Annotated in this window: 10 protein-coding genes; 6 read left to right on the forward strand and 4 right to left on the reverse strand. The window is 69.6% G+C overall.

Going from position 1 to position 19,494, the window contains the following annotated elements:
- Positions 1–67 precede the first annotated feature (67 nt).
- Genes PPSIR1_RS22260 through PPSIR1_RS48145 form a run of 3 tightly spaced genes read left to right on the forward strand, consistent with a single transcriptional unit; the run spans position 68 to position 3,222 of the window.
- Positions 68–1,786: a DUF1553 domain-containing protein gene (locus PPSIR1_RS22260; RefSeq protein ID WP_006973412.1), complete on the forward strand. Its 1,719-nt coding sequence runs from the start codon at positions 68–70 to the stop codon at positions 1,784–1,786.
- A 53-nt stretch (positions 1,787–1,839) separates the two neighbouring features.
- Positions 1,840–3,057, forward strand: a complete 1,218-nt coding sequence (locus tag PPSIR1_RS22265; protein ID WP_006973413.1) for a DUF1501 domain-containing protein — start codon at positions 1,840–1,842, stop codon at positions 3,055–3,057.
- An 18-nt stretch (positions 3,058–3,075) separates the two neighbouring features.
- Positions 3,076–3,222, forward strand: a complete 147-nt coding sequence (locus PPSIR1_RS48145) for a hypothetical protein (RefSeq protein ID WP_006973414.1) — start codon at positions 3,076–3,078, stop codon at positions 3,220–3,222.
- A 3-nt stretch (positions 3,223–3,225) separates the two neighbouring features.
- On the opposite strand, the gene PPSIR1_RS22270 is transcribed toward PPSIR1_RS48145, so the two are convergent.
- Positions 3,226–4,083, reverse strand: coding sequence for a hypothetical protein (locus PPSIR1_RS22270; RefSeq protein ID WP_006973415.1), 858 nt, complete (start codon positions 4,081–4,083; stop codon positions 3,226–3,228).
- Between the two features lie 99 nt (positions 4,084–4,182).
- Here PPSIR1_RS22270 and PPSIR1_RS22275 point away from each other — a divergent pair, with 99 nt between their 5' ends.
- Positions 4,183–5,667, forward strand: a complete 1,485-nt coding sequence (locus PPSIR1_RS22275) for an FAD-binding oxidoreductase (protein ID WP_006973416.1) — start codon at positions 4,183–4,185, stop codon at positions 5,665–5,667.
- On the opposite strand, the gene PPSIR1_RS22280 is transcribed toward PPSIR1_RS22275, so the two are convergent.
- Entirely contained in the window at positions 5,652–6,281 is a 630-nt protein-coding gene (locus PPSIR1_RS22280; protein WP_006973417.1) for a hypothetical protein, read from the reverse strand. The two genes, PPSIR1_RS22275 and PPSIR1_RS22280, sit on opposite strands and share 16 nt — an antisense overlap.
- Positions 6,282–6,501: 220 nt before the next feature.
- Here PPSIR1_RS22280 and PPSIR1_RS22285 point away from each other — a divergent pair, with 220 nt between their 5' ends.
- Positions 6,502–7,671 (forward strand): Vgb family protein, encoded by a 1,170-nt coding sequence (locus PPSIR1_RS22285; RefSeq protein ID WP_157595840.1) that lies wholly within the window; start codon positions 6,502–6,504, stop codon positions 7,669–7,671.
- Between the two features lie 24 nt (positions 7,672–7,695).
- Here PPSIR1_RS22285 and PPSIR1_RS43485 read toward each other — a convergent pair whose 3' ends face one another.
- Both PPSIR1_RS43485 and PPSIR1_RS43490 read right to left on the reverse strand, forming a co-directional pair.
- Entirely contained in the window at positions 7,696–7,893 is a 198-nt protein-coding gene (locus PPSIR1_RS43485) for a hypothetical protein (RefSeq protein WP_157595841.1), read from the reverse strand.
- A gap of 153 nt (positions 7,894–8,046) precedes the next feature.
- A complete protein-coding gene (locus PPSIR1_RS43490; protein ID WP_006973420.1) occupies positions 8,047–9,216 on the reverse strand; it encodes an exonuclease domain-containing protein in 1,170 nt (389 codons plus the stop codon).
- A gap of 1,580 nt (positions 9,217–10,796) precedes the next feature.
- Between PPSIR1_RS43490 and PPSIR1_RS22295 the strand changes: the two genes are divergently transcribed.
- Positions 10,797–19,433, forward strand: a complete 8,637-nt coding sequence (locus PPSIR1_RS22295) for a protein kinase domain-containing protein (RefSeq protein WP_006973422.1) — start codon at positions 10,797–10,799, stop codon at positions 19,431–19,433.
- The last annotated feature ends 61 nt before the right edge of the window (positions 19,434–19,494 follow it).

The raw sequence follows: 19,494 nt of genomic DNA on the forward strand, positions 1-19,494 counted from the left end.
GCCAAGTCGCGGGTCGACGCACGATCGGGCTCGACAAGGGCCACTCGCGACCCAACAATGGTCCGACGTGTCGGACGCGCCCGCGAGCAGTCTTCGGCGGCCCTGGGTCAAGGACGCGCTCTTCGTCGGCCTGTGCGTCGTGGGGCTCGCCGGGCTCGTCGTGGGCTTTGCCCTGCCCTCCGACGCGGGGGCGCGCGGCCAGGACACCCGCGCTCGCCTTGGCGCCGCGCCGAGCCAGCGAGGCGAGCTCGCGGCCGTCGCGGCCGAGGTCGACGCGGCCCTCGCCGCCGACCACCGGGCGCTCGGGCTCGAGCCCTCTGTGCGGGCGCCGACCCTGCTCGTCGCCCGCCGCCTGTCGCTCGCGCTCACGGGCACCATCCCCTCGCTCGAGGAGGTCCGCGCGCTCGAGCTCCTGCGTGATGACGAGGGCCTCGACGAGGGCGAGGTCCTGGCTCGCTGGACCCGCTACCTGCTGACCGATCGCCGCCACGCCGAGTACTTCGCCGAGCGCTTCGCCCGGGCCTTCGTCGGCGTCGAGCAGGGCCCGCTGATCGCCTATCGCCGCCGCCGCTTCGTCGCCTGGCTCGCCGACACCCTCGCCGACGGCTGGCCGTGGGACGTGGTCGTGACCAGCTTGCTGACCAGCTCTGGCCTGTGGACCCAGCACCCCGCGGCCAACTTCGTGACCGCGGCCCTGGTCCCCGAGACCCAGGCGCCCGACGAGGAGGTGCTCGCCGGTCGGGTCAGCCGCGCGCTGCTGGGCGTGCGCCTCGACTGCGCCCAGTGCCACGACCACCCCTTCGACGAGCGCTGGTCGCAGACCGACTTCCAGGGGCTCGCGGCCTTCTTTGGCCGCTCGGAGCTGAGCCTGCGCGGGGTCCAGGATACGCGCGGGGTCTACGTCTACGACGACCACGAGCGCCAGGCTCCGACCGAGCTCGAGCCCGGCGTGCCCTTTGCCCCGGAGCTGTTGCCCGCGCGCGAGCAGGTGCCCAGCGATCGCGCCCGGCTCGCGGCTTGGATCACGCACCCGGACAACCCCGCCTTCGCCCGGGCCACCGTCAATCGGGTCTGGGCGCTGATGTTCGGCCGCGGCCTCGTCGAGCCCGTCGACGATCTGCCCATCGACGCGAGCGTGCCCCCGGCCCTCGAGCGCCTGGCGAAGGACTTCATCGAGCACGACTACGATCTGCGCCGGCTGATCGCGATCATCGCGGCGAGCGAGACCTTCGCCCGCGCCAGCTACGGGCCGACAGGCGGCGCCGACGAGGCCGAGCTCGACGCGCGCACCTCGAGCTGGGCCCAGTTCCCGCTGACTCGCCTGCGGCCCGAGCAGGTCGTCGGCGCCCTGCTCCAGGCCGCCAAGCTCGAGACCCTCGACCACGAGTCCCACGTGCTCGTCCGCTTCGTCCGCGATCAGGAGCAGCTGGCCTTCGTCGAGCGCTACGGCGACGCCGGGGCCGCGGAGCTCGAGGCCTCCCTCGGCGGCGGGACCATCCCGCAGCGCCTGCTCCTGCTCAACGGCGAGCTCGTCCACGAGCGGACGCGAGACAACCTGGTGGCCAACGCCGCGACCCGCATCGCCGCGCTGACCAGGCTCGACGACGATGACGCGCGCGCGGTCGAGGTCGCCTACCTGGCCGTGTTGACCCGGCGCCCGAGCGCAGCCGAGGCCGCGCACTTCGAAGCCAAGCTGGCGGGGCTGGCGGGCGAGCCCCGTCGCCAGGCCCTCGCCGACCTCTACTGGGTCTTGCTCAACACCACGGAGTTCGCGTGGAACCACTGAGCCGGCCAGGTCCCCTGGGCCGCCGTGCGTTTCTTCGTCGCCTCGGCTTCGGTGTGGGGGCGCTCGGCCTCGGGGGCGGCCTGTGGACCCTGGGCAGGGCCCTCGCCAATCCCCAGCCTGGTCGCATCGAGCGGCCCGGAGCCATCATCACCTTGTGGCTCGACGGGGGCCCGAGTCAGCTCGAGACCTTCGACCCCCACCCGGGCAAGGCGATCGCCCACGGCACCCGAGCGATCGCCACGGCCGCCCCGGGCATCGAGCTCGCCGCGGGCTTCGAGGCCCTCGCCGAGCAGATGGCGCACGTGTCCCTGGTCCGCTCGCTCGTCAGCAAGGAGGGCGACCACGAGCGCGCGACCGCCTACCTCAAGTCGGGCTACGGACCCAACCCCGCCCTCGCCTACCCCTCGCTCGGCTCGATCGTCTGCGCCGAGCTGCCCGAGGTGGGCGTCGAGATTCCCCGCCACGTCTCGATCTTGCCGAGCGCGTGGCCTGCCCGCGGCGGCTTCCTCGGGCCTGGCCTCGACGCCTTCGTGACCGGCGATCCGGCCGCGCCCTTGCCCGACCTGCGCTCGCCCGTTGGACCCGAGCGCAGCGCCGCCCGCCGCGAGGACCTCGCCTTCGTCGAGGCCCAGTTCGCCGCCGGGCGCGAGGCCGAGGTCGACGCCACCGGCCACCGCGAGGTCGTCGCCAAGGCCGAGGCGATGATGGGATCGGTCCAGCTCGCCGCCTTCGACATCCACGAGGAGCCCGAGGCCGTGCGCGAGCGCTACGGCGACACGCCCTTTGGTCGGGGCTGCCTCGCCGCGCGCCGCCTCGTGGAGGCCGGGGTCCGCAGCGTCGAGGTCAGCCTCGGCGGCTGGGACACCCACGCCAACAACCACGAGCTCGTCGCCGGGCTCGTCGGGGCCCTCGACCCGGCCTTCGCTGCGCTGATCGCCGACCTGCGCGAGCGCGAGTTGCTGGCCTCGACCGTGGTCCTGTGCGGGGGCGAGTTTGGCCGCACGCCGCGACTGAACCGCCTCGAGGGCCGCGACCACTGGCCCCAGGCCTTCAGCTGGGCGATCGCCGGCGGGGGCTTGCGCGGCGGCCAGGTCATCGGCTCGAGCGACCCCGAGGGCGGGCGCGAGGTCGTCGATCCGCGGACCATCGCCGACCTGCACGCGACCGCGCTCGTGGCCCTGGGCATCGATCCCGAGACCGAGCTGGTGACCCCTGATGGTCGACCCGTGAAGCTCAGCGAGGGCGCGCCGATCACCGAGCTGATGGCCTGAACGCCCGCTTCGAGGCCGGTGGGGTATCCTGCGCTGCGGGTCGTTCGGGGCGGAGGCTGGCACAGCTCCGCGCGCTTTGGCCCCGCGGCCTGCGACCGCCTCGCGCTGCCCCAGGCCACGGCCAACGAGCGCCTCGGCTTCCGCCTCGCCCGCTACCTCGGCTGAAGTTCAGGGCTCTTCGCCTTCGGGGACCTGCCCGGGGCTCAGGGGCAGCTCGCCCTCGAAGTAGGTCCCGATCACCGGGCGGCACAGCTCGCGCAGGGCGTCGAGGTCGAGGCCCTGCTCGCGGGCGCGGGTCAGGGCCTCGCGCAGCTGCGCGCGCTCGTAGGCCTGCCACGGGAAGGAGGCGTAGTCCATCAGCGCGTGGACCGTGCGCAGCTCGGCGGCGAGGCGCGCGTCGTGGAGCTCGTCGGCGAGCTGGTCGAAGGTCAGCTCGAAGCTGCCGTCGTCGTAGCCGTCGCCGGAGAAGCCCCGCTCGGCCAGGCGCCACATTCGAGCGAGGGTGGGCTCGATGTCCAGGCCCGCGTCACGGTCGATGCGCCAGCTGGTCCACAGCCACCCCGTCGCCTCCTGCATGGCGTTGGTGCAGCCGTCGAGTTCGCAGCCGTCGAGGACGGCGTCGACCACCAGCCAGCGAAGGGGCCGCTCGAGGGCGGCGAGGCGCCCGGCGTCGCGGTAGGCGCTGGATAGCAGCTGGTAGGCGCGAAACCACGGCTGGTGCTCGACCCGACCCTCGTAGCTGCGTCGCTCGGGGAGGCCGAGCTCACCGAGGGTGAGCAGGGCCAGACGCAGGGCTCGCTCGGGCTCGAGGACCACGTGGTCGGCGAGCACGATGTGCCGCTTCGCCCACGGGTGGGGGGCGATCGTCAGCCCGGCGCAGACGTGTTCGAGCGCAGCCGACGGCGTGGTGACCTCGAGCGCTTCGAGCTCGGCCCAGACCTCGGTGATCGCGTCGGCGAGCGCGTCCGGGAGCTCGAAGGCGAGGGCGCTCGCGCTGCGAGCCAGGGCTGGGTGCGGTCCGGGCATGGGAACCCGTCGATGATATTCGCGATCGGAGGGCTCTGCCCCCGCACCTCGGGTCGGGGGTGCCCCCCTTTGGTCTCGATCAGATCTAAGCTGAGCCCGGTGGACGCCAGCGAGCAACGAGCCCGGGCGCTCGACGGATGGCGGGCGCTGCTCGGCGAGGCGCAGGTGCGCGACGACGCGACGACCCGGGTTGCTTTGAGTCACGACGCGAGCCCCGGGGCGCGCCAGCCCTTCGCGCTGCTGCGACCGGCCTCGCCGCAGGAGGTCGCGGGGTGCCTGCAGATCGCCGCGCGCCATGGCCAGGCCCTGCACCCGATCAGCCGCGGCGCCAACTGGGGCTACGGCGCCGCGCGGCCGCCGAGGACCCCCTGCGCGGTGCTCAGCCTCGAGCGGCTCGAGGCCGTGCGCCGCTTCGACGCCGAGCTGGCGTGGGTCGAGCTCGAGCCGGGGGTCAGCTTCGACGCCCTGGCCCGCTTCCTCGCGGCGCAGCCCCGGGGCCTGTGGCCGCCCCAGACCGGCGGGCCCGGGAGCGGCAGCGTGGTGGGGCACGCCCTCGCGCGCGGGCTGTGCTCGGGGTGGGTGCAGGATCCGAGCGAGCAGATCACGGGCCTCGAGCTCGCCCTCGCCGACGGCCGAGTCGTCCGCACGGGGAGCGTCGGCGCGATGCAGGGCCTGCGGCGCCGCGCCCTCGGACCCGACGGCACCCAGCTCTTTTTTCAGTCCTCGCTGGCGGTGGTGACCGCGATGACCCTGCAGCTCCAGCCCACGCCCGCGCGGGCGCTCCCCTTCAATTTCGCTGCGCGACGCACAGGCCCTCGCGCAGCTCGTCGACGCGCTGCGCCCCTGCTGCAAGGGCGCCTGCTCCCCCTGCAGCTCCAGCTCTTCGACGACGTCTACCAGCTCGGCCTCGCGGGCCCCTCGCCGAGCCCCGGGACCGCGCTGAGTGAGGCGGCGAGGCGCGAGCTCGCGGCGCGCTGGGGCGGCGCGCGCTGGGCTGCCCGGGGGGCGGTGTTTGGCGAGGACGCAGACCAGCTCGCCGACGGGTGGCGCCGCCTCGAGGCGGTCCTCGACGGGCGCTGCGAGCGGCTGCGCGCGCTCCCCGAGCAAGGCGGCCGGGCCTTCGCCGAGCGTCGCCAGGAGGGCCTCGCGCTGGCTTGGTGGGCGACGCCGCGTCCACGCGCGCCGGGGCAGTCTCCCCTCGACGCGGGCTGCGGTCTGTCGTGGTTGGCCTGCGCCCTGCCGCAGCGCGGGGCCGAGCTGCGGCGGGCCCTCGCGCAGCTCGACGCGCGGCTGCGCGACGCGGGCTTGGATCGGCCCTGCTCGCTGCGCGTGGCCGACGGTCGCTCGCTCGTGCTCGTGGTCCCGCTGTTGTTCGACGGTCGTGACGCCGAGGCTGGAGCGCGGGTGGCTGCCCTTCAGCGGAGCCTGCGAGACGAGCTCGCCGCCAGCGGCTTCCCGCCCTACCGCCTCGGCGTCGGCGAGCGCCCACCCTCGAGCTCGCGCGATCCGAGCCTCGACGAGGCCCTAGCCCGCGCCCTCGACCCCTCCGGCGCGCTGGCTCGCGGAATCTACACCGAGCCCTGAACGCGCGCGGCGAGCCTGTCGGCGACGGCCCCGGGCTCGAGCTCGCCCGTGTACACGACCTCGACCCCTCGCGGCCGAGCCTCGGGGGAGCAGTCTCCACGCAGCGTCCGCTCGTCGACCGCGCGGCCAAGGCAGCGCAGGCGCTCGGCGAGGCTGGCCGCCGCGCGCTCGGCCTCGGGCCAAGGTTGCAGCCACACGGCCACCTCGCAGCGCGCGAGCCCGTCTTGCAGCGCCGCGCGGGTGGACGCGAGCTGGGTCCGGGCGTGGCCCGCCCCGAAGTCGACGATCGCCGGCCCCTCGCGCTCGAGGCAGCGCAGGGCCGCGTGGACGCGCATGCGCTCCCACAGCCGCCACCAGTGCGCCTCGCCGTGGGTCTCGCCGACCACCGCCGCGAGGGCGTCGAGGTAGGCCCGACGCGCGAGCTCCTCGACCGCGATCGCGCGGCGGCGCAGCTCGTCCTCGGCGGCGAGGACCTCGGGGAGCTCGCGGTAGTGCGCCCAGCAGTGCGCGTCGACGCTGTGCTGCGGCCAGCCCAGGCGCGCCGCGAGCTGGCGACCCACGCTGCTCTTGCCCGCGCCTTGCGGGCCGAGGAGGGCGACGATCGGCCCGCTCATGGTCGCTGCTCCGGACGCTCGCGCGTGGATGTGCTGTTCACCGCGATCTCCAATGGCAAGACTCGAAGGCGATCGACGCTCTCACGGGCGCGCGAGGGCGGTCAATACCGGCCGACCGGCACACACTCGAAGCGGGGGCGTTGGCTCGCTCGTTCTCGGAGATGGGTCATGACTTCAAAGTGCGGTGACTGATTGGTCGGATTTCCCTTAGCATCGCTCGATGCATCACCTGACCCCCCGCACCCTGCTGGTGACCGGCTCTGGACTACTCGCCCTTGCCTCGTTGTCTGCCTGCGTCATCGAGACCGAGGACGACGGCTCGAGCGAGGACATCGGCACGGAGACCGAGACGGACACGACCTCGGAAGAGACGGAGACGGAGACGGAGACGGAGACGGAGACCGAGACTGAGACCGAGACCGAGACCGAGACCGAGACCAGCTCGGAGACGGACACCGGCGGCGTCGAGACGGCTCGGCTGCTGGTCGGCAACACCCGCGCCGACAACGTCCTGAGCATCGACCCGGCCACCGGTGAGGTCCTCGGCGAGCTGATCCCCTCGGGCGAGGGCGGACTCTTCCACCCCGACGCGCTCCGCGTGCACGAGGGCCAGCTGCTGGTGTCTAGCGGAGACAGCCCCGAAGACTCGGCGATCCTCGCCTTTGATCTCGACGGCAGCTTCGCGGGGGTGTTCGCCGAAGGCGGCGGCATGCACCGGCCTTACGGCTTTGCGATCGCCCCCGACGGCGACCTCTACGTGGCGAGCTTCCTGAGCGACGAGCTGCTGCGCTACGACGGGACGAGCGGCGAGTTCATCGAGGTGTTCGCCGCCGGCGACGCCATGCCCGGCGGGCTCAACGGCCCCAACGACCTCGCCGTCGGCCCTGACGGGGCGCTCTACGTGAGCACCCAGGGCAGCGTCGCCGTCGACGGCGAGCCGACCTACCCGGGCTTGCCCAGCGAGGTCCTGCGCGTCGACCTCGAGAGTGCGGAGACCAGCGTGTTCCTCGAGCAGCCGACTCCGCTGCCCGACAGCTTGGGCTTCGTCAGCATGCTCGGCGTCGCGTGGGAGCTCGACTGCGAGGACGACTGCGCCGTGTTCACCACGGACTTCGCCGGCGGGCTGCGCCGCTACGACCAAAGCGGCGAGCTCGAGTGGGAGAGCAGCACCACCCACGCCATGGGCGCGGCGACTGGCTCGCTGAGCCTCGGCTCCGATGGTGAGGTGTTCATCCCCGGCTTCATCGATGAGATGACGCCCGGGGTGGTGATGCGCTTTGATGCGGAGAGCGGGGACCCTTCGCCGGGTCGGGGCTTGGAGGGGGCGTTGTTCACGGGGCCCGACGAGGGGCTGGTTCGGCCGATCGGGGTGCTGTACCTCCCGGAGTAGGGGCAGGTCCTGGCTCCGAGGGGCTCACCCCGGCGTGACGGCTTCGGGAGGCAAGGGCACGCACTCGTCCCGAATGCAGTCGAGCGGCCAGCCCTTCTCCTCGAAGTCGGCTGGCCCTCGACTCCCGGCGCAGTGCTCACGAGTCGAGCAGCTCGTCCGGCAGCTTCCCGAGGGCTCGGGCAAATAGGGGTAGCAGCGATCGTTGTCGTTCGCCTCGGGCACCGACTCACTGTCGGGCTCGGCCTCGGATTGCGACGGAGGGGGCCCCAACTGGGTGCAGCTGGTGATCGAGACGAGCGCAAGGACGCAAATCAGGCCGCGCATGGGACCGAGCCTAGTTCGAATTGAGCGACGGTGCAGCCCAGCCCAGCCCCATCATCGGTCGATGGAAATCGGCTCGACCCCGAGCTCTCGCGCGAGCTGGCTCGGGTGCGCGACGCCTCGTAGCGAACACATCAACAGCGCCAGCTCGGCGCAGCAGCGCGCGCCGGCGTGGGGGTCGTGCCGCGGCGCGCTCAGGCCAAACTCCTCGGCGAGTCGCTCGAGCGCGTGACCGGGCTCGCGCGGCCACACCGCCCGGGCGAGTCGCAGCGTGCACAACAAGCGCGGGGGCGCGGGCGCGCCGGGACCGAAGGTGCTCGCCAGCGCCCGCAGGCAACGGGCGGCGAAGGTCGCGTTGTGAGCCAGGACCCAGCGGCCAGCGAGCTCCTCGGCCAGCGGCAACCAGTGCTCGGCAAAGGGGCCGACACCACGGACCGCGCGCCGATCGATGCCGTGCAGGCGCGTGTGCACGGGGTCGAAGCGGCTCTGGGGCTCGACGAGCTCGCCCCCCGCGTCGACGAGCCGCCCCTCGCAAACCGTAGCGAGCCCCATCGCGCACACGCTCGCGGGGTCGGCGTTGGCGGTCTCGAGATCGAGGGTCACGAACTCGGCCCCCGCGAGCTCGGGCAGTCGCGGCCAGCGACGCTCGTGGGCGGGCCGGTCGTAGGGGCCGGGCGCCGGCGTGAACCCGGGCGGGACCGAGGCCGGAGGCGGCGGCGCACCGAAGGTCTGGCACAGCCCGCGCACGCGCACGCGCGCCTCGTCGCTGATTCGCCCGAGGGCGAGGGCATCGTCGAGCGCCCGAAAGAAAGCGTCGAATACGAAGTGCTGACGGAAGTCTTCGTAGTCGTCGAGCCACCGGCGCAACGCCACGATCTCGGCATCGTCGACCCGCCCGTCGGCGAGCAGCCCCAGCGCGACCCCTTGCAGGCGGGCGAAGGCCTCGCGCGTCGAGGGATGCGTGGGCGTGTGCTTGGCCCCAAACTCGTGGCAGTAGGCGAGGAGCGCGGCGTGCTCGTCCGGCGGCAACAGCCCGCGCGCGAGCGCCTCGCCCACGCGCTGTCGCAGGGGCTGGAGGAGCGCGGCGCTGAGGGTCTCGGCGTGGTCGTCGAGCCAACGCGCGAGGGCGTCGAGCTCGGCCGGGCTGAGATGCTCGTCGATCGCAACGCCCTCGACCAGGCCAGCGAGGGCTTCGACCGTCTCCATGTCCTGGTGGGCAGCCATGGGCGGGGTTCAGTCTAGCTCGTGGTTGGCGCGGGTTCATGGTGAGTACGGCCCTCGATCAATCACCCGTGCTCTGTCGAGCCCTCGGCCTTCATCATTGCGAGTGATGGTCTGAGAGCGGGGCGTCGTATCGGTGTTCGAAAGGTCGACGCGTACGTGTGCGCGAAGGCCCAGGAGGGGTGCACGCGCAGCGGCAGATCTTCGCCACCCACGCGGTGGCGGCCGGGTGCTCTCGTCGCTGGTGTCTCGACAGCTGGGGTACTCGGACGTGCGGACGACGATGCGCTACGCCCATCACGCACCGGAGCTGACGCCCGGGATCTTCGACCGGCTCTCGGAGCCGGCCAGGGGGACCGAGGGGCCGGTGACGGCCGGGGGAGATCTGGATGAGCCGACGGCTCGAGGGCGCTCGAGGAAGCGCCGCCGAGGGGGCTCTCAGGGACGTTCTGGGGCTCGTGCGGGATCGCCGCGGGCTCGCCGCGGGCTCAGATCAGCCCTCACCGAAGTCGAGGCTTCGGCCTACCAAGGATGAAACAGCCCCCGCGGACTACCGAGCGGTCAGTTTCGTATCAGAGTCTGGATGAATTCGGGATCCGGGGGATCGCCCGGAAATACTAAACCCCTGTAGACGAGGGTCTAAGGGGGCCTAGATTGCGAAATCTGAGAGCTCCGGCAACAGGACTCGAACCGAATTGGGGGCTTCTGCGAAACGTCAATGATGGCGCGCAGTTGGGCCGGAAGCTCCCGAAATCGTTCGGGTTTCTTTGTGCCGTGGGGGTCCGGGGGAGGGAGGCTCGTGGAGTCTCGTTCCGCGGAGTTGGAGCACATGCGGAGCACACGGCGCTCGGAACCGCGAGTGGCAGCAGCAATATTTCACGCGGCCAAGCGTGCAGCCTCGACAGCGAAGCCAAACAGGACCTGAATCCGGAGAGGCCGGCGAGGCTTGGGGAGCGGGCAGGAGCGCGGGGGCAGCTACATCGTCGGCTGCCTTGAGCGAGGCGAGGGCGGACGCGGCGTCACGATGCGTCTGTCGCCCCGGAGCCCCGGAGCCCGGAGCCTCGAGGTGAGCCAAGACGGGGTCGCGCGCTTTGGTGTGTGGATCGCCAGGTAGCCTGCGAAGAAGACGGTGGGACGCCCCCGGAGCACGTGTCGCTGCGGGCGTTGACGCGAGAGGCCGACGAGCCCGGTCCCGCCCGCGTTCACGGACGACTCCGAGCACGACGCCCGGACCCTGATCTTGTCGTTCTACAGCCGGGAGGCGGCCTGACGCGGTTGTGCCTTTTCTTCATGCTCAAATGTTCAGCCATGCCCTGTCAGCCCCGAACGTTCCGCTGCCGAGGTTCGGACACGTGAGCGTCGATGCTCGCGTCGCATTCTATGCGAGACTTGAACTGGCAATGCTACACGTGTGCGCTCGCCTACCAGACCTGAGGCGGTCCGTCTGTAGTCGTCGTTGAAGGAGCTTACCGGTGTCCGTCGATCGCAGCTGGGTCGTCCGTATCGTCGCGGGGCGCAAGGTCGGCACTGGGTTCATGATTGAGGCTCGGTGGCTGCTCACTTCGCTGCGACTCGTCGCACGGATGGAAGACGGCCAGGTCACGCGGCGCGCCGACATCTCCATCTTCCGCAGCGGCGCAGACCCCATTCGCCTCGCCCACCTCGATATCATCGCGCACGACGCCGACGATGACTGGGTCGTACTCGCGGTCGACCAACTCCACGGTCAGCGGACCTCCCCCCTCGCCCAGGCCAGGAACATCGACCGTGGCCGACCCTGGCGCACGTACGGCTTCCACTCGAACGCCGGCGGCGAGGCCAAGGGTGTCTTCAAGGCCCGCGTCGGCGAGCAGGGGCGCTCGGTCTTGCGACTCCAGTCGAGCCGCAGGTACGAGGGCTCTCCCCTCGTCGAGCGAGGATACGCAGGTAGCCCGATCGTGCTCGATGGTCGCATCGTCGGTCTGCTCACCGAGGTCGAGCACCCCCACCGCTCTCGCTCCCGCGCGGGGGTGCTCCACGCGATCCCCATCGAGCGAGTCGCTCGCGCCCTCGACCTCCCGGTCGACGCTCCGCCGAGAGTCTACATCTGCTATTCGCACGACTCGAATCAGCACCAGCAGCGAGTCCTCGAGTTCACTCAATCCCTGCGCCGAGACGGTGTCGACGCTTGGCTCGATCTTTTCGAGCCGAGTCCACCCCAGGGCTGGCCCCGGTGGATCCAGAGTCAGCTCACACATGCCGACTTCGTCTTCGTCGTATGTACATACAAATTTCGGATCAAGTTTGAAGAGCAGCTCGCGGACACCAACCGCGCGATCACGACCTACGAGGCACTCATCGCGCTCAACCTCTTCTACCGCGGAGAGCTCGATCATGGTCAGCTCATCCCAGTCTGCTTTGACGAGCGCGACGACAGCTGCCCCGCGGCGCTAGCCGGCGCGACCCGCTACGTCCTCCCGCGAGACTACACGAAACTGCACGGCTACATCTCCGATACCCTCGAGCTCGTCCCGGCCCCCCTCGGCGCTGCCCAGACCGTGTCGACCGGGTTGCCATCCGATCTGTCCATCAACGATCGGTTGACGATCCTGCTCGACGAACGCGAGCGACGCCTCGATTCTCCGTCGGGGGTGCCGGTGCGGCTCCACGAAGAGATATCGCAACTTCGGACGCAGCTCAGCGCCGGTCCCATCCTCCACCCAGGGAACATCCTCGCGGATCGGTTTCGACTCATTGAACTCGCCGGTGACGGCGGGTTCGCCGACGTCTGGAGGGCTCATGACCGACACACCGAGACCTTGGTCGCGGTCAAAATTCTCCGGGGCTCGACTCGATCCCACGGTCGGCTCGAGCGGTTCGTGAGCGGCGCTCGCAAGATGGCCACGCTCAAGCACGACGCGATCGTCCCCATCATCGAGGCTGTCCAAGAGCACAATCACATCTACTTCTACGTCATGCCATGGTTCGAGGGCGGGAACCTCCGCGAGGCGATTCGAGATGGCAACATCGGTCGGCTCGGGGCCCTCCGCGTGCTCGCTAATGTCATCGAAGCGCTGGAATATGCCCACAGCGACGGCGTGATCCATCGGGACATCAAGCCTTCGAACATTCTCCTCGACCGATTCGGCAGCGGGTGGATCACCGACTTCGACCTGGCCCGGGCAGAAGACTCGGATCTCCGGACCAACGTCGGGGCCGCCATGGGCACGATCCGGTACGGCGCGCCCGAGCAATTCGAAGACGCGAGCACCGCAGACCATCGCGCCGACATCTACAGCCTTGCGCTGTGCATCATGTTCGCCCTCCGCGGCAGTGATCCGACCAAGCCCGAGACCGTGCTCGCGTCTCAGGTCGACGACCTCGAGTGTGATGACGGGCTTAAGCAGGCTCTGCGAGGCTCGATCGCCCGCGAGCGCACCCATCGAACCACTGACTGCGCCACCCTCCTCACCGCCCTCCGTCACGAGATCGGGCGGCTGCGACCGAGCAACTCGGCGACGACACAGGGCGCGGCCCCCTCCTCGACGGTGATGACGCCGCTGGCGAGCGGCGACTTCCTCGAAGAAGACTTCGAAGCGGCGCAGTGGCGGCTCATTCAAAAAGCCTCGAAGATCGAGGCGAAGAACCCGCTGCGAAGCGTACGTACCTGGCTCCGCGCAGCGGCCGCCTCCTCCCCCGAGAACCCCCAGATACGTCAACACATCGAGTCGATCTACACAGCACACGAGAAGTGGCCCAAGCTGATCGGTCTTTATCAGAAAGACCTCGCCCGCGCAGAGCACGACGATGTGCGTATCGACATTTACTGGAGCATCGTGCGTGTGTACACGAATCACTATCGGCTGCCGAGTAAGATCCTCGACACGCTCACGATCCTCGAGCGCCTCGTCGAGGGTCGCGCAGACAACCGCATGCTGCTGGAGCTTCTCGAAGCCAAGCGACAACAGTACGAGCAAACAAAGAGCTGGTCCCAGCTGATCGACTGTATCCGCCGACAAGCCAACATCCACACCAACATGAACAGCCGAGTCGAGCTGAATCTGCGAGCGGCTCAGCTGGCACAGACACGGACGAACGAGACTAAAGAGGCCATCGCCAGCCTCGAGGCGGTCTTGTCAGACGACCCGATCAACGCAGAGGCGCTGTATGGTCTCAAGGGGATTTACAAGGACGTCGGCGACTGGGAGAGGAACGTTGACATCCAGCGCCGCGAGCTAGCGAGGATTAGCGACGGCCAGGAGCGGCGCAAGAGGCTGATCGAAATCGCGCGCACGAGCGAGCGAGAGATCGCCGATCGCAGCGTCGCAATTGCGGTGTGGAATGATCTGCTTCGTGAAGCTCCAGACAACGCGAAGGCCCGAGAGAGGCTAGCAGAGCTCTACCTTGAGGTCGGTGACCTCGACGCGCTGTACTCGTTCTTCGAGAAGCAGCGATCATGGGCGGAGCTGGCGAGGGCCCTCGAGGACGAGGTCAAGACGACGCAGGACAGCTCCCGGCGCGCAGCGCTGAGCTTGAAGGCTTCGAAGATCTACGAGCGAGAGCTCGCAGACGAGCAGAGCGCGGTCGCCATCCTCGAGTTTGGTCTGGACCTCGACCGCTTCCACCTCGGGCTCGCCAACGCACTGCTCACGCTCTACGAAAAACTGGAGAAGACCGATCAGCTGTCGTGGCCTCTGCGCGTGAGGCTCGACCACGAACACAGCGTGGAGCAGCGGGCGGCGATCCTGAGCGAACTAGCGACCCTCGCGGAGCAGGTTACCGGAGACCTCGAGGCAGCGTTCAACTACTGGAGGCAGATCCTCACCGAGGATCACACTCGCGTCGACGTGATCGAGAACATGGGGCGGCTCGCTCGCGAGGCCTCGACCGATCTCTGGGCAGAGCTCGTCGAGGCTCTCGAGATCGTGCGAGAGCGGGCCAGCTTCGACGCCGATTTGAACTTCGAGTTCGACGTCGACGTCGACTTCGATGGGATCGACTTGAACATCCTGATCGCCGAGGTCCGTGAACAACACCTCGGTGACCCCCTCGGCGCTCGATTCATCTGTCAGATTATTCTCGACGATTTCGAGCCCGACCATGGGCGCGCGCTGAGGTGTCTCGATCGAATCTACTCCGCGGGCGGAAGCTACGACGAACTCGTAGAGATCATCGAGCGACGAATCAACGCAGAGGTGCTCGAGGGCGACGAATTCGTCGATGCTTGCCTGCGTTTGGCCGCGATCTTGGAGACCGAGTGCAAGGATCCCGATCGCGCGATCGTCGCCTACACGCGAGTGCTCGACATGGAGTCGGAGAACATCACGGCGCTCGAGCACCTCGAGCACCTGTACGCGAGTCACTTCCGGTTTCAGGAGCTCTACGACAACTACCAGAAGATGTTCGACGTCTTCACTACACCTCAAGAGCTGGCCGGTGTCTACCTGCGCATGGGCAAGATCGCTGCGGAGACGCTCGATCGTGAAGTCGACGCCCGAAGGCTCTGGATCGAGGCGGCCGATCTCGACACGCGCGACGTCGTCGCACTCGACGAACTCGCGCGACTCTACGAGCGCTCGGAGCGATATAGCGAGGCCGACCTGAGCGATGTCCTGCTTGAGCTATGGCTGCGAGCTCTCAAGTATATCGGAGTGGGGTCGGTCTCGACTGACCGAGCCACGCTCGACAATGTCTTCGCTACCGACGCCGAGCGTGGTGCGCGCATGCTGGCGATGATCGCCGAGCAGACGGATGGCCTCGTCCGGGTCACAGCCCTCGAAGAGCGAGTGCGGCTGCTGCTCGGCCCCCTCGACCGCGTCGAGGAGGCGATGGCCGCTCTGGAGGTCGTGACCACAGATGACCCGAGCCGGGCCGAGAGCGCCTCCACGCTCGCCGAACTCTACGGCCAGCACCGGCGCTGGCGTCCGCTCGTCGCCCTGTACGAGCGCGTCCATCCCGAGCTCTACGGGCTCCCCCGAGTCCTGAACCTCAAGTGCATGGCCACGGCCCTGTGCGCGCACCTCGGAGAGTACGCACAGGCGAGGCGGGCCATACTCGAAGGTCTCGAGATCCTCTCCAGCCTTGCGTTCGAGACGATCAACCTCCAGCTCGACCAACATCGAGCGCTGCTCTCCCAGCTCGCGGACCTTGGCGTGCTCCTCCCCGAGGGTGAGCACGCCGCGGGCGACGGGCTCGCGCGATGGGTGAAGGTCTCGCTCATCGACCACCTCCACCTCCAACTGGTCGACTGTCTGCGGAAAGAAGGGAACTACGCCGACCTCGCGTCTCACCTCGAGGCCGAACTTCGCTACGAGCTCGACGGCTCCGACGATCCTCGGAATCGGTACCCCGAGATGTGCGCGGCTCAAAACCCGCGCCTCGGGCTGATGACGCTCCTCGCGCGAGTGCGGCGCGACCTAACGAACGACGGCGCTGGCGCCATGGCGGTCTACGCTCGCCTCCATCAGCTCGGCTCCCTGGCCAACGACGATCTCCGGGAGCTTACCCGCTTCTATCGCAACGAGCGTCGCGGCGAGAAGCTCGCCCCCATCTTGATCGCGCGCTCGTGCGAGCTCGCTCGGCTCGGCGACTCGACCCGCAAGGCAAAGGTCGACTTCTACATCGGCGAGCTGCTCTGGCGCGTCTCCCGGCGACCCCGCGAGGCCGCGCACTTCTACCTCGACGCCTACCTCGCCGACCCAAGGGCGAACAGGCTCGCAGGCGTCCGCGCTCGGGTCTTGCTGTCTGGTACGGACTCGGTCCACAACATCCGCGGCTGCTTGTTGGCGCGGCTGTCCGACCTCTCCCATGCGCACCAACCCGCGCTCTTGATCTTGCTCGCCGACTTGCTCTCGCCCCACGACGACTACGAGGAGGAAGCCAAACAGCGCTACCTCGAAGCCTTGCACCTCGACGCCGAGAGCGGCGGCGCGAGCGAGGGCCTCGGCCGCCTGCTCTTGCGCCAGGGCCACCTCGTCGAGGCCGTCGAGCCCCTGAGCAACGCCGCGAGGAGTCCCGACATCCCCGACGAGCGCGCTGCCGACAACGCGGCCGTCGCCGCACGCGCCCTCGTCAAGCTTGGGTGTGGCGCCGAAGCCGAAGCCATCCTGCTCACTGCCCTCGTCGAGCGCGCCCCGGAGTCTCAGCCAGCTCTGCTCGAGCTGGCCAAGATCTACAACCTCCTCGGCCGCAAGCTCGACGAGTCGAAGATCCTCGAGCGCCTGATCGCGCTCCCGCTGTCGAGCACGCTGCGCGCCGAGGTTGGCTACCGCCAGGCGATGCTCCTCGCCGACGAGTTCCGCGCAGCGCCCATGTCCGAGGCTGGCGACGAGGCTCGGGACCTGCTGATCCAGGCCGTCAGCGCCGATGCGACACACGCCCAGACCCGCCAAACCCTGCTCGAGCTCGCCAGCGCGCGCCAGGAGTGGTCGATCGTCGCGCACATGCACTTCCTCGCCACCCGGGAGCTCCCGCCGGGGTCCCGGTGCGCCCTGGTCCACCTCGCTCTCGCGCAGATCTACCTCGAGCGCCTCGCTGATAGCCGAAGGGGCGTGCGCAACCTCAGCGCCGCGCTCGAGCAGGCCCCCGAGGACCCCGCGGTCATCGACCAAGCCAGCGCGCTCGCGGCTGACCTCCCCGACCCGAGCGAGGCCGCGGGCCGACTCGAGTCCCGCGCTCGCGATATGGCGGAACTGCTCGAAGACACCGGGCGCGCCCGGCTGCTGCTCGTCGCCAGCGAGCTACACCTACGCGCCGGCGCCCTCGAATCCGCCAAGGCTGCAGTCCTCGAGGCGGCCAAGCTCGAGGACCTCGGCAAGCTGCGAGAGGTCGTCAACCGTACTCTCGAGCAGCTCGCTCGGATCGACCAGCGTGAGCTCGAGCTTCGCAACCGCCGCACATCACTGCTGCGCGAGCTCGCACAGACCGAGGAGCCCATCGAGCGCCTGGAACTCCTCTCCTCTGTGCGCGAGACCACCCTCGAGCTCGATGACGGTGAAGGCCTCGAGGAGCTCACACGCCAGCTGCTCGAGTGCGCGCACGCGCTCATCGACGACGACGGCGACGACCCAGCCACGATCGCGGCCATCGAGACCGTGCGCGGCGTGTTCACAGCCTCCGACGACCGTACCAAGATCGTCCCGCTCTACGAAGAGTTGGCCGACCGCGCAGGCGAGGTCAGCGAAGCTGCGACCTTGCTGACCTCGGCCGCCCGCATCGCGTGGTTGCGCGTGCACGATCCCAAGCTCGCCGTGTCCATCCTCTGCCGCGGCCTCGATCGTGAACCGACCCACGCCCCCGCGATCGAGCTGCTCGGCGAGATCGCGGAGACCACCGACGATAGCGAAGTCGACGCGACGATCTGCGACGAGCTGTCCCTGCTCGACTCCCGACAGCGCCCGCCGCTGCTGAGCCTGCACTTCGCCGAGGTCGCGCTGAGACTCGAGAGCCTCGAGCTGGCTGAGGCTGTCCTGCGTCAGCAGCTCGCTGGCGATACCACCATCGAGATGCGCATGCATGCCCTGAAGCAACTCGACGGCCTACTCGACGCCGCAGGCCGCCCCAACGCTCGCATCCCCCTGCTCGAGGAGCGCCTCGAGCTGTACCGGCGCTTTCAACCCGATCACGCCGCCGACGTCGCGCTCGCGCTCGCCTCGGCCCTGCGCGCCGTCGGCAAGCTCTCGGACGCGTGCGCGACCTGCCGCACCGCCCTCCTCGACAAGCCCACGGACCAACCCCTGAGAAAGCTCTACGCCAAGCTGCTCGAGCAGGCCGAAGACTGGCCCGCGCTCGCCCGCGCCCTCGAGCAGCTCGCCAACTTGACCGTCGAGAGCCGCGAGCAGGCCCACTGGCTGACGCGTGCGGCCCAGGTTCACCTCGATCATGGCGACGACCGCGAGTCGGTCACTGCCGCCCGGCGCTTGCTCGAGCGTGCCCGGGCCGTGTCCACCGAGAGCATCGAGCCCCGAGTTGTGCTCATTCCGCTCTTGTTTGCTCGGGGCGACTGGGAGCAAGTGCTCCATATCGGGGCCGAGCTGCGCCTCATCGACGGCGACGAGCACGAGGCCCTTCTCTACGCCGCCATCACCGAAGCCTTCACTCGCGGCAAGCGAACCCTGGCCCGCGCGATCGCCGACCGCCACGAACGACCCGTCCGCCAGCGGCTCCTCTGGCCGCTGTGCGCGCGCATACTGCATGAGATCGCCACCGACGGCCCGCTCCCGCGTCTCGACGCAGCACTGTCAGCGGCTGCGGCACTGTGTGGAGGGACCGAGATACTCCTCGATGAGTTCGGTGCCTGGGCTGCCGGGGTGCCGCTGGAAGCCGGCCTCGCCCTCGGCCTCGCCCGACTCAACGAGGCGTTCCGGCGCATGGAGCTCGCCCGTCACCTCTACCAGCTCGCCGCGTTCATGGCCCCTGATGGCCCGGTCTCGGTCCTGACCACGCGCTTGCCTGCGCTCTCGCTCCCGCGCGACCCGATCGAGACCGAAGGCTGGATACCGCTCGAGTGGCGAGGCGCCCTGCGCGAAGTGTTCATCCAGCTGCGCGATCAGCTGGCGGGTGTCCGCGCGCACAAGGGCAGCGCCCGACCGCCTCGAACCCCCAAGGAGCACCTCGCGGTCCGCCACGCCGATAGCATCGTCGACCCTTGGCGCTCCTCGCTGGGTGTCGAGCTCGCAATCGCGGTGACCGAGGCAGAGCTCCCCGCCGGCATCAGTCTGCGCAACCTCTCGAAGCCGACGATCATTGTCAACGAGGCCCTCGTCGACACCCAGGAGGCCGAGCGCCGCTTCCGTCTCGCCTATTGCGCGGCCGCTTTGGCCACGGGCGTCGCGGTCCTCTTCGACGACGAACCACTCGAGCTCTCGGACGTCATCGATGCGTTCACGACGTTGACCGCGGCGAGCCACCAGCCGAGCTCCGATGCGGCCCGAGGGCTCGTCGTGACCCTCGCAAGCCGTGGTGTGACGGCCTTCCGCCTCGACGCCCGCCTGCGCAGTTCACTCGCCCGCGAGCTCGACCACTGGCACACGGCGTCGAAAGAGCTGCAGCAAGTCATCCACCGCTCCTGCCTGCTGATCGCAACCGGCCTGTCCGGAACCGTCGACGGCGCGCTCACTTCCATCGCCCGCGACCGTGGCCTGATCACCGGAGTCGGTCGCCCCGGAAACCCGACCGTACTCGAGACGAGCGACGCCGCCTGGCTGCTGCGCGCCCTTGGCATCTACGGCCCCCACACGTGACCCTCTGTGCCAACAAGGGTGAGACAGCGAAGCCCCCGAGATTAGTGTAGAGGGCGAGAAC

The organism is Plesiocystis pacifica SIR-1 (genome assembly GCF_000170895.1).
Taxonomy (GTDB): Bacteria; Myxococcota_A; Polyangia; order Nannocystales; family Nannocystaceae; genus Plesiocystis; species Plesiocystis pacifica.

What these genes read in the sequence shown, in the direction of transcription:
- PPSIR1_RS22285 (WP_157595840.1), top strand. Translation starts at nt 6,502, where the DNA reads ATGCATCACCTGACCCCCCGCACCCTGCTGGTGACCGGCTCTGGACTA.
- PPSIR1_RS22295 (WP_006973422.1), top strand. Translation starts at nt 10,797, where the DNA reads ATGGAAGACGGCCAGGTCACGCGGCGCGCCGACATCTCCATCTTCCGC.
- PPSIR1_RS43490 (WP_006973420.1), bottom strand. Translation starts at nt 9,216, where the DNA reads ATGGCTGCCCACCAGGACATGGAGACGGTCGAAGCCCTCGCTGGCCTG.
- PPSIR1_RS22280 (WP_006973417.1), bottom strand. Translation starts at nt 6,281, where the DNA reads ATGAGCGGGCCGATCGTCGCCCTCCTCGGCCCGCAAGGCGCGGGCAAG.
- PPSIR1_RS22270 (WP_006973415.1), bottom strand. Translation starts at nt 4,083, where the DNA reads ATGCCCGGACCGCACCCAGCCCTGGCTCGCAGCGCGAGCGCCCTCGCC.